General features: G+C 64.6%; 13 protein-coding genes. 10 read left to right on the top strand and 3 right to left on the bottom strand.

The features are described 5' to 3' along the window. Positions 1-100: 100 nt before the first annotated feature. The 8 genes from acpP to ABIV12_RS07260 all read left to right on the top strand — a co-directional run bounded on the left by acpP (position 101) and on the right by ABIV12_RS07260 (position 7,183). Complete coding sequence (gene acpP, locus ABIV12_RS07295; RefSeq protein WP_067647511.1) at positions 101-340, top strand: acyl carrier protein; 240 nt, start codon at positions 101-103, stop codon at positions 338-340. 163 nt (positions 341-503) lie between these two features. Further along, positions 504-1,742, top strand: a complete 1,239-nt coding sequence (fabF, locus tag ABIV12_RS07290; protein ID WP_348057763.1) for a beta-ketoacyl-ACP synthase II — start codon at positions 504-506, stop codon at positions 1,740-1,742. A 26-nt stretch (positions 1,743-1,768) separates the two neighbouring features. Further along, positions 1,769-3,130: an aminodeoxychorismate synthase component I gene (locus ABIV12_RS07285; protein WP_348057761.1), complete on the top strand. Its 1,362-nt coding sequence runs from the start codon at positions 1,769-1,771 to the stop codon at positions 3,128-3,130. Positions 3,131-3,190: 60 nt separating this feature from the next. Beyond that, positions 3,191-4,261 (top strand): endolytic transglycosylase MltG, encoded by a 1,071-nt coding sequence (gene mltG, locus ABIV12_RS07280; protein WP_348057759.1) that lies wholly within the window; start codon positions 3,191-3,193, stop codon positions 4,259-4,261. After that, a complete protein-coding gene (gene tmk / locus ABIV12_RS07275; RefSeq protein WP_348057757.1) occupies positions 4,258-4,893 on the top strand; it encodes a dTMP kinase in 636 nt (211 codons plus the stop codon). Before mltG ends, tmk begins: the two co-directional genes overlap by 4 nt. After that, positions 4,890-5,867 (top strand): DNA polymerase III subunit delta', encoded by a 978-nt coding sequence (holB, locus tag ABIV12_RS07270; RefSeq protein WP_348057755.1) that lies wholly within the window; start codon positions 4,890-4,892, stop codon positions 5,865-5,867. The genes tmk and holB overlap by 4 nt, the downstream gene beginning before the upstream one ends. Before the next feature lie 17 nt (positions 5,868-5,884). Next, complete coding sequence (locus ABIV12_RS07265; RefSeq protein WP_348057765.1) at positions 5,885-6,235, top strand: PilZ domain-containing protein; 351 nt, start codon at positions 5,885-5,887, stop codon at positions 6,233-6,235. Between the two features lie 9 nt (positions 6,236-6,244). Further along, entirely contained in the window at positions 6,245-7,183 is a 939-nt protein-coding gene (locus ABIV12_RS07260; RefSeq protein WP_348057753.1) for a ketopantoate reductase family protein, read from the top strand. Between the two features lie 64 nt (positions 7,184-7,247). On the opposite strand, the gene ABIV12_RS07255 is transcribed toward ABIV12_RS07260, so the two are convergent. After that, the gene (locus tag ABIV12_RS07255; RefSeq protein WP_348057751.1) at positions 7,248-7,925 is read right to left on the bottom strand and encodes a LuxR C-terminal-related transcriptional regulator; all 678 of its coding nucleotides are present in this window, start codon (positions 7,923-7,925) and stop codon (positions 7,248-7,250) included. 71 nt (positions 7,926-7,996) lie between these two features. Between ABIV12_RS07255 and ABIV12_RS07250 the strand changes: the two genes are divergently transcribed. Further along, a complete protein-coding gene (locus ABIV12_RS07250) occupies positions 7,997-8,200 on the top strand; it encodes a hypothetical protein (protein ID WP_348057749.1) in 204 nt (67 codons plus the stop codon). On the opposite strand, the gene ABIV12_RS07245 is transcribed toward ABIV12_RS07250, so the two are convergent. Both ABIV12_RS07245 and cysS read right to left on the bottom strand, forming a co-directional pair. Then, positions 8,197-8,670, bottom strand: a complete 474-nt coding sequence (locus ABIV12_RS07245; RefSeq protein WP_348057747.1) for a SufE family protein — start codon at positions 8,668-8,670, stop codon at positions 8,197-8,199. The two genes, ABIV12_RS07250 and ABIV12_RS07245, sit on opposite strands and share 4 nt — an antisense overlap. Further along, positions 8,654-10,057, bottom strand: coding sequence for a cysteine--tRNA ligase (gene cysS / locus ABIV12_RS07240; RefSeq protein WP_348057745.1), 1,404 nt, complete (start codon positions 10,055-10,057; stop codon positions 8,654-8,656). The genes ABIV12_RS07245 and cysS overlap by 17 nt, the downstream gene beginning before the upstream one ends. Before the next feature lie 225 nt (positions 10,058-10,282). Between cysS and ABIV12_RS07235 the strand changes: the two genes are divergently transcribed. Continuing rightward, positions 10,283-10,704, top strand: a 422-nt coding sequence (locus ABIV12_RS07235; RefSeq protein ID WP_348057743.1) for a glycine zipper 2TM domain-containing protein, incomplete at its 3' end; no start/stop codon positions are given.

Raw genomic sequence — 10,704 nt, 5'->3', positions numbered from 1 at the left:
TGCCTTCCTCTACAATGCCGCGTCTTGCACGGGTGCCTTGCCCACGCACTGCGCGCCGCGCCGCGGGTCGCACGAATTCCGATCGGAGGTCCTGAAACACATGAGCACTATCGAAGAGCGCGTCAAGAAGATCGTCGTCGAGCAACTGGGCGTGAAGGAAGATGAGGTCACGCCGAACGCGTCCTTCGTGGACGATCTCGGCGCCGACTCGCTCGATACCGTCGAGCTGGTCATGGCGCTCGAGGAGGAGTTCGAGTGCGAGATTCCGGACGAGGAAGCCGAGAAGATCACCACCGTCCAGCAGGCCGTCGACTACGTCAAGGCGCACGTCAAGGCCTGACGTTCCGGCGACAGGTTTCAAAGAAAGCTGCGCCCACGAGGCGCAGCTTTCATTTTGGAGATCTGCTGCACACGCCCGCGTATGTTGGCATTGATGCGCATGGCGGCACGATGAGTCGCTCACCTTCCGGCGACTGCACCCCAGGTAGAGGCAGCATCCAGTCATGAGCAAACGTCGCGTCGTGGTCACCGGTCTCGGCATCATCAGCCCCGTCGGAAATGATGTCGCCACCGCATGGTCGAACATCATCGCCGGCCACAGCGGCATCGGTCCGATCACGCACTTCGATGCTTCGACGTTCCCGACGCGCATTGCCGGTGAAGTGCGCGATTTCGATCCGGCGCACTACGTTGCGGCGAAAGACGTCAAGAAGATGGACCCGTTCATCCACTATGGCATCGCGGCGTCGGTCCAGGCGCTGGAGGATGCCGGCCTGCATCCGCACGAACACGACGCGGAACGCATCGGTGTGGCGGTCGGTGCAGGCATCGGCGGCATTGCGACGATCGAGAAAACAGCGATCACCTATCACGAACACGGCCAGCGGAAGATCTCGCCGTTTTTCGTGCCGAGCTCGATCATCAACATGGCATCGGGCAATCTGTCGATCATGCTCGGGCTGAAAGGGCCGAACATCGCATGCGTCACCGCGTGCACGACCGCAACGCACAACATCGGTCTCGCGATGCGCCTGATCCAGTACGGCGACGCCGACGCGATGGTCGCCGGTGGCGCCGAGTTCTCGACCGTCGGCACCGCGATCGGCGGCTTCTGCTCGGCTCGGGCAATGTCCACGCGCAACGATGAACCGCACAAGGCAAGCCGACCGTGGGATCGCGACCGCGACGGATTCGTGTTGTCCGACGGCGCCGGCGTGCTGGTGATAGAGGAATACGAACATGCAAGGAAGCGCGGAGCACGCATCTACTGCGAGCTCGTCGGTTTCGGGATGAGCGGCGATGCGTTCCACATGACCTCGCCAAGCGAGAATGGCGAAGGCGGCGCGCGTTGTGCCGCGGCTGCGCTGAAGGATGCAGGGCTGAATCCGGCCGACGTGCAATACATCAACGCGCACGGCACCTCGACGCCGGCCGGTGACGCCGCCGAAGTGCAGGGCATCAAGACCGTGTTCGGCGATCACGCGAAAAAGCTGATGGTCAGCTCGACGAAGTCGATGACCGGGCATCTGCTTGGAGCGGCCGGCGGCGTCGAGGCGATCTTCTCGATCCTCGCAATGCGCGACGGCATCGTTCCACCCACGATCAACCTCGACAACCCCGGTGAAGGGTGCGATCTCGATTTCGTCCCGCACACTGCGCGCGATGCAGAGCTCGACGTGGTGCTGTCGAACTCGTTCGGTTTCGGCGGCACCAACGGCACGATCATTTTCCGTCGGTTGTAGAGCGCCTCACCGAATCGCCCGCGTCGATGAGTACCATCGTCCGCACGGTCGGAAACGCACGCGATCTCCTGCCGCTGGCGGCTTCCTTTCCCGCACGCTATCCCGGTTTCCTTGAAAGCGTTGCGCGCGGGAGTGCGCGCGCACGACACGACATCCTGTTTGCCTTTCCCGAACAGTGGCTCCGACTGGGAGCAGACGGACATGTGAGAGACCGCGACGAGCACGTGGTCGGAACATCCTTTCTCGCAGCGCTCGATGAGGCTTGGCAGGCCGAGCGGCTTTCCCCGGACATGGAAACGCACGGATTGCCGTTCCGCGGCGGCTGGCTGTTGTACCTGGGTTACGAGCTGGCTGCGGAGATCGAACCGTCGCTGCGATTGCCGCCGTCGCGCGACGCCGCGATGCCGATCGCGCTGGCGCTGCGCTGTCCCGCGGCGATCATCGTCGATCACCAGGCCGATCGGACCTGGCTCGTTGCGGAAAAGGGTCGAGAGGAACTCATCGATCTTCTGCAGGCCGATCTCGACGTGGAGTCGACGATTCAGGAGATCGCGTCCATTGCGTCGTGTACCGTCGACGAGGACGCGCCTGCGCTGTTCCTCGATGGAGTCGAACGGATCCAGCGCCACCTCGCCGATGGCGACGTGTTTCAGGTCAACCTGTCGCGCGAGTGGCGCGCGCACCACGCGGAGTCGCCGCGTGCTGCAGACCTGTACGCGGCCCTGCGTCGGGCCAATCCAGCGCCGTTCGCCGGGCTGCTGCAGACGGCAGACTGGGCAATCGTGAGTTCCTCGCCGGAGCGCCTGATCGAGATTCGCGGCGAGGTGGTGCAGACACGCCCGATTGCCGGCACCCGCGCGCGCGTGGACGACGATGTGGTCAGCGTGCGCGAACTGGTCGGGCACCCGAAGGAACGCGCCGAGCATGTGATGCTGATCGATCTGGAACGCAACGACCTCGGGCGCATCTGCCGCCCCGGCAGCGTCGTGGTGGATGAGTTGATGGGTGTCGAGAGCTATGCACACGTGCATCACATCGTGTCGAACGTGCGAGGGCTGTTGCACTATGGAGTGACGCCGGGGGATGCGATCCGGGCGGTGTTTCCCGGTGGCACGATCACCGGCTGTCCAAAAGTACGCTGCATGCAGATCATTGCCGACATCGAGCGGGTCGGGCGCGGCGCTTACACGGGCTCTTTCGGCTATCTGAACCGCGATGGCGACTTGGATCTCAATATCCTGATCCGCACGCTCACGCTGCAGGGTGACTGCGTGCATTTCCGCGCCGGTGCGGGAATCGTCGCGGACTCGCAGCCGCAGCAGGAGCTGGAGGAAACGCGCGCAAAGGCGCGCGGCCTTCTTCACGCATTGAACGCTGTTTCAAATTGACTGTGGCGCAGCCTGCGAGGCTCGCGCCGTGCCCCATACACCGGTTACGCTGGAAGACCCATGCGCAAACGAACCGCCCGCAAACGCCCGCCCGCCCGTGTCTCGCGTGTCTCGGTCGGAGGGGTTGCCGTCCTGCTGCTGCTCATCGGCTTGATGGCGGGCGCGGCGTTCGCTTGGCTGGACTATGACCGCTACACACACGCCCCATTGCCGGTGCCGAGTGCCGACGCAACCACCGACGTCGCGCGCGGAACGAGCTACCCGCTGATCGTCGCCCAGTTGCGTCGCGAAGGCGTCATCGCGGGTGGATTCCGTTACGCGACTTACTGGCGCGTGCTCGGGCGAGAGCTCGGTGTCGCCGGACGCCTGCACGCCGGGGAATACGCGTTGCCGCAGGGCATCACGCCGCGCGAGTTGTTGCGTCGCATGGCTGATGGCGAGGTGGTGCAGCATCGTTTCACGATCGTCGATGGGTGGACCTTCCGGCAAGCACGCCTGGCACTCGCGAACGAACCCGGACTTGAACAGACCTTGCCCGGCGCGTCCGACGAGGACATCGCGAAGCGGGTCGGCATCGCCGACGGCAGGCCGGAAGGCTGGTTTCTTCCGGAAACCTATGCCTGGGTGAAGGGTGAATCCGATTTCGATGTGTTGAAGCGGGCGCACCTGGCGATGCAGAAGACACTGGAGAAATTGTGGGTCGCTCGCGCGGGCGACACCGAGCTGGAAACGCCGTATCAGGCGCTGATCCTCGCTTCGATTGTCGAGAAGGAAACCGCGCAGCCGGCCGAGCGGCCGGTGATCGCCGGGGTGTTCGCGCGCCGACTCAAATTCCACATGCGCCTGCAAACCGATCCGACGGTGATCTACGGAATGGGCGACGGATATGCCGGCAACATCCGTCGCGCCGACCTGGAGACCGACACGCCGTTCAACACCTACACGCGGGATGGACTGCCGCCGACTCCGATTGCGCTGCCAGGGGCTGTCGCAATCGAAGCAGCGCTGCATCCGGCGCCCGGCGACGTGCTGTACTTCGTCGCGCGCGGTGACGGCAGCCACGAATTCACGCCGACGCTCGAAGCGCACAACCGCGCGGTGCAGAAATATCAGTTGCGTCGTGGCCCATGAAGGGAAAGCTCGTCACTCTTGAAGGCGGCGAAGGGGCGGGCAAGAGCACCGTGCTCGATGCGTTGCGCACGCAGTTGTCCTCGCGCGGAATCGATGTGGTCGTCACGCGCGAGCCCGGCGGAACCGTCTTTGGCGAAGCTGTTCGCGCGCTGGTGCTCGACGCTGCGCGCACGGAGGTGTGCGCCGAGAGCGAGCTGCTGCTGATGTTCGCCGCACGCGCGCAGCTGGTGCGCGAGACAATCATCCCCGCGCTGGACGCGGGTCGATGGGTGCTGTCCGACCGGTTCACCGATGCCAGTTACGCCTATCAGGGCGGTGGACGCGGTCAGCCGGTCGCACGAGTCGAGGACCTGGAGCGTTGGGCGGCAGTCATCAAACCGGATCTGACGCTGCTGCTGGATCTGCCCGTGGCGCAAGGCCTCGCGCGTGCCGGTGCACGCGGCGCAGCAGATCGCATCGAACTGGAGAATGACGATTTTTTCGAACGCGTGCGCGCCGCGTATCGCGCGCGCGCTGCTGCCGACCCCGCGCGCTTTCGCGTGATCGACGCGAGCGCTGCTCTCGATGACGTCCGGCATGCGGCGTGCTCGGCGATCGACGCGTGGCTCGACGAACAGGGTGCGCGCCCGTGACCCTGCAGCCCTGGCTCATCGAGAACTGGCGCGTCCTCGCCGGCGCGCTCACCGGAAATCGGCTGCATCACGGCTTGCTGATTGCGGGTCCGGCCGGCTTGGGCAAGCGCGCGCTCGCCGACGCGTTCGCGCGCGCCGCGTTGTGCATCGAGCGCGACTCCGACGGCTACGCGTGCGGGCGCTGTCGCAGTTGCCTGCTGGTCGCGGCGGGATCACATCCCGACCTGGTGCGCGTCACGTTCCAACTGCGCGATGACGGCAAGCTGCGCACCGAGATCACCGTCGATCAGCTGCGCGCGCTGACACAGCGATTGTCGTTGTCGAGTCAGTTCGGTGGACTGCAGATCGCGCTGATCGATCCGGCCGATCGCATGAATGCAAATGCGGCGAACGCACTGCTGAAAACCCTTGAGGAACCCGCATCGTCAACCGTCATCGTGCTGGTGGCCGACGATCCGTCGCGTTTGCCTGCGACCATCCGCAGCCGCTGCCAGCGGATCGCGATCGCGGCGCCGACCCATGAGGTTGCTCTCGGATGGCTGCGCGCGCAGAAGATCGGTGCGGGCGAGGCCTCAGCCGCGCTCGACGCGAGCCTCGGCAATCCGGGCCGCGCGCTGGAGTGGAGCGCGGACGACACGTTGGCGGTGCGAGCGGCGTGTGCGGAAGACCTGCTGGCGTTGACCGAAGGGCGTCGCACACCGGCGGAGATCGCCGATCGCTGGTTCGCCGATCGCCCCGATCAGCGTCTTTGGTTCGCTGCGGCGCTGGCGCGGGATGAGGCGCGCCTGCTTGCCGTGGGGCGGTCCGGAAGTCTCGGCTTGACCGCGCTTGCGGAAATCCCGAAGCTAGCGGCGTGGTTCGGGCGCGCAAATCGCGCGCGCGGACTGCTCGCAACGACGGTTCGCGTCGATCTGGTCCTGCTGGACCTGCTCGCTGCGTGGCCCGCGCGCCGTACGATTCCACGGGGAGTTTGAACATGGCAACGCCGGCAATGGGTGGCGCACCTCGACAGGGCATTCTGTCGCTTGCGATCAAGGACAAGGGCGCGCTGTTCAATGCCTATATGCCTTTCGTGCGCGGTGGAGGCCTGTTCGTGCCGACGGCCAAACGCTACAACCTCGGTGACGAGGTGTTCATCCTGCTGTCGCTGATGGACGACAAGGACCGGCTTCCGGTCGCAGGAAAGGTCATCTGGATCACCCCGGGCGGTGCGCAAGGCAACCGCATGGCGGGGATTGGCGTGCAGTTCAACGAATCCTCGGATGGCGAAACCGCGCGCACCAAGATCGAATCGATCCTCGCCGGCATCCTGACTCAGGAACGCCCGACCCACACGATGTAGGTGTTCGTGATGCGCGTACTGATCCTCGGCGCCGGTGCCATCGGTGGCTACTTTGGAGCGCGCTTGATCGAAGCCGGTCACGCGGTGGATTTCCTGGTGCGCTCCACGCGCGCGGCGATCCTCACGGCCGATGGATTGCGCGTGCACAGCGAACGGGGCGACTTTGCCCGGCCGGTGAATGCGATCACGTCGGTCGATCCGCAAACGGACTACGACGTCGCGCTCGTGTCCTGCAAGGCGTGGGATCTCGATTCGGCGGTTGCATCGATCGCGCCGGGAATCGGTCAACGCACGCGGGTTGTGCCGCTGCTCAACGGGATGCGTCACCTCGACGCACTCGATGCGGCGTTTGGTGCTTCGCGCGTTCTCGGCGGTCTGGCCCATATTTCGGTGACACTCGACGACGACGGTTCGATCCGCCAGTTTGGTGCGCTGGAACGGCTGACATTCGGGGCCCGCGATGGGACCGGATCCGTTCCGGAGACCGTCACCACCGGACTGCTCCAGCTTGGGCCCATGGCGGTCCACAGCTCCAACATCACGCTGGCGATGTGGGAGAAATTCGCGTTCATCACGACGTTGGCCGGTGCGACCTGCCTGATGCGCGGCTCAATCGGCGAGATCGTTGCAACGGCGGAAGGCATGGAGATCGTCAAGCGTCTGTACGCGGAATGCCGCTCAACGGCGGACGGGTGCGGTCATGCGCTGTCGGATGCAGCCGTTGCGGAAGCCGCTCGAATACTCTCCGCGAAAGGCTCGCCGCTGAAAGCGTCGATGCTGCGCGATCTCGAACGGGGTGCTCGCACCGAGTGCGAGCACATCCTCGGTGATTTGCGTTTGCGTGCGGAATCGAGCGGCCTGGACACGCCGCTGCTCTCGTCGGCGCTCGCGCATCTGCTCGTGTACGAGTCGGCGAGATTGAACGGCCCGCAGACGGTCGCGCGCTGAGGGATGATCAATCGTGCAGCGCACGCCGCGACCGGGCGAGCCGGCATCGGCAGCCCGAATCGGCTCAAGCCGGTCTCCCAGATGTTGGAGGACGTTTCAGGCCGAGAAAGCAGATTGCCGTCCCTCCACAGGAACCCCCGTCGCGCAGCGCCCGTGTCGATTCGAGTGACATCTTTCGTTTGGGTGATTCGCAGTGTGCTTCCACCGTCTTGATGCGGATCCCGAGTTCCGCACCGATGTCGCTTGGACCCCTGCCCCAGCCGAGGAGGACGAAAATCTCGTTCTCGCGCGCGGAAAGCGGGAGCTTGAGAGGTCGGCACGTTCGCGGCACCACGCAGGTTGCGCATGCGGCGCCTCCGGCACGTGGTTCAGGACAATCCGCCACGATTCGCACGCTGTCGGCGATGGCCGATGGCGGAGCCCGCTCCGCGATGTATCCGCAGGCGAACGCATCTCCGAAGGGCGGTCGGGTGCCCGCGTGCGCATTGGCACCGACCACCAGAATGCGTGGCAAAGCGATGTCTGGCGAAAGGAGCGGGCGCAGCTGCGCAACCATGTCGACTTCGATGATCACGACGCCCGGCCGATGGGCTTCGACCCGTCGGACCAAGGCGGAAGGATCGGACGCCAGACCGATGACGTCGATCGTTTGCAGCCCGTAGACGACATCGAGAAACCCCGTCATCCACAGGGAGTTGCCGGAGCCCGCGACGCTGGTCGTGCGCTTTTGAATGGTGATCACGAACACAGGCGGGCGCGGACAGCCACCTGCTGGATCCGAAAGGGCAGAGCGGATTCACCGACGATGCATTGATGGAGCGCGATCTCATCGTGTTCGGCATGGCGCGCCGCCTTGCCATTCCGATCGTCGTGTCGGTTGCGGGCGGCTATCAGGCAGCCGACGCCATCGCGAAGATCAATACGCAAACGGTCCGCTGCGCGCTGCAGGTCTACGCATCACCCATGGATCAGACGGCGACGGGATCCATTGACGCCATTCCATGCGCGACTTCCTAAACGCCGCCGTTTGTTGCATCCGGTGCTTGCGTGTCGAGCATGCCGCGCGCGTGCTGCTTGATTGTCGCGAGCATCGCGGCGAGGCCGTTCGAGCGGGTCGGTGACAGATGTTTCGACAGGCCGATCGATTCGATGAAATCCGGTTCGGTGGCGAGGATCTCTTCGGCAGAACGCCCGGAGTAGACGCGAAGCACCAACGCAATCAATCCCGAAACGATCGACGAATCGCTGATCGCACTGAAATCGAGGCGTTGCGCGGTTCCACCCGGCACCAGCCACACCTGCGACTGGCAGCCGTGCACCTTGTAGGCGTCGGTTTTCAACGCGTCCGGAAGCGCAGGCAGCTTGCGACCCAGGTCGATCAGATACTGGTAGCGCTCGGTCCAGTCGCCGAAGTACGCAAATTCCTCGGCAATCGTCGACTGCGCCTCGAGCGCACTCGCTTCCTGCGGGTCAGACGGCGCGATCATCGGTGCTCACGGTTTTCCATCGCGGCCCCTGTGCGGTGTCCTCGACGAGGATGCCCATCGCGAGCAATGCGTCGCGCAGGCGATCCGACTCGGCGAAGTTGCGGGCTTTCTTTGCCGCTGCGCGCTCGCCAACGAGGCGCTCGATTTCCACTTCGTCGATGACCTTGCCCGAGGGTGTCTGGCGGAACCACTGCTCGGCGTCCTGTTGCAGGATGCCGAGCAGTCGACCTGCGCCAAGCAGCGCCGCCTTGGCGTCGCGTTTTTCGTCGGCCGACCTTGCGGCACGCGCGGCATTCGCCAATCCGGCGACCGCGGCAAACGCGTCGGGTGTGTTGAGATCGTCGAGAAGGGCGGCTTCGACGGAGGCCGGCACCTCCATGTGATCCGGCGGAACGTCGATATCGGCGAGGTCGCGCAGCACGCCATACCAGCCGTCGAGAGTCGCCCGTGACTGCTGCAATGTCGTATCCGACCACTCCAGCGGCTGGCGATAGTGTCCTTTGAGCAGAAGGAAGCGCAGCACCTCGGCGGGATAGCGGTCGAGCAGGTCGTGCAGCACCAGCACATTGCCAAGGGATTTCGACATCTTTCGGCCATCGAACGTCAGCATGCCGTTGTGCAGCCAGTACCGCGCAAACACCTTGCCGCCGTGCGCGCAGGTGCTCTGTGCGATCTCGTTCTCGTGGTGCGGGAACATCAGGTCGTTGCCGCCGGCGTGAATGTCGATCGTGTCGCCCAGATGCGCCTCGGCCATCGCCGAACATTCGATATGCCAGCCTGGTCGACCGAGACCCCAGGGGCTTTCCCAGCCCGGAAGGTCTGGCGACGACGGTTTCCACAGCACGAAATCGGCGGGGTTCTTCTTGTATGGAGCAATCTCGACGCGTGCGCCGGCGATCATGTCGTCCGTTGAACGACCCGAAAGCCGCCCGTAGTCGGCGTAACTGTCGACGTTGAACAACACATGGTTTTCGGCAGCGTAGGCATGACCGCTCGCAATCAGCCGTTCGCACATCGCGATGATCTGCGCGATGTGGTCGGTTGCGTGCGGAATCACGTCCGGAACGTCGGCGCCGATGCGCGCCATGTCCTCGTGATAGGCGGCGGTATAGCGATCGGTGATGGTCGTGATCGGCACGCCGGCCCCACTCGCGGCTGCGTTGATCTTGTCGTCCACGTCGGTGATGTTGCGGGCGTAGACCACGTTCGGATACAAGCGCTTGAGCAAACGGGCAAGCAATCCGAACACGACGGACGGGCGCGCGTTGCCGATGTGCACGTAGTTGTAGACCGTCGGTCCGCAGACGTACAGCGTCACGCGCGCCGGATCGGCCGGGACGAAGGTTTCGGTACGCCGCGTCAGGCTGTTGTGGAGTCGCAATTGCATCGTGCGCTTCGGGTTGCGTTCGTGCGGGCCCGCGATGATAGCAGGGGGCCGTGATGGGGCAGATCCAGGCGCATCGAACGATGGCGTTGCCAGGGACGGCTCCGTACCGGCTTGGGTCTGGGTTCAGTGTCGGAGTGATTCAATGCCTGCCTGATTCCGCGTCGGGTGCGACCAAGGCCCCAAAGTCCGGCTCCACCGGACGCGCGCAAAGGTTCGGAGATCGTGATGAAGGCAATCGTTTCATCGGCTATCGGGCTGCTCTTCGTTGCAAGCCAGGTCGCTGCGCAGGACAGGCCGCAGGATCGCTGGCAGGAGCCGGCTGACGACAACGCGAAGGTGACGTGGGCTGACGTGCTGCGAGTCGACCCGATCTATGATCAAGTGCAGACGAGCGTCCCGCGTCGCGAATGCGAGGATGTTCCAGTCGAACGGCATGTCGAGAGTGGCAACAAGGCAGGCGGAACCGTCTTGGGTGCCATTGTCGGAGGCGTGCTCGGAAGCACGGTTGGAAAAGGCGACGGCCGGCGCGCTGCGACGGTGGCTGGAGCCGTCGTCGGCGGTGCAGTGGGCAACAACGTCGCACGGGGTGAAGACCGCTACTACTCGGACACCGAGCGGCATTGCCGTACGGTCCAGGGAGTTTCGGA

It is taken from the genome of Dokdonella sp., from assembly GCF_039926425.1.
Classification (GTDB): domain Bacteria; phylum Pseudomonadota; class Gammaproteobacteria; order Xanthomonadales; family Rhodanobacteraceae; genus Dokdonella_A.
The sequence above is the reverse complement of the archived record's forward strand: the minus strand, read 5'-3'. Positions and strand labels throughout refer to the sequence as shown.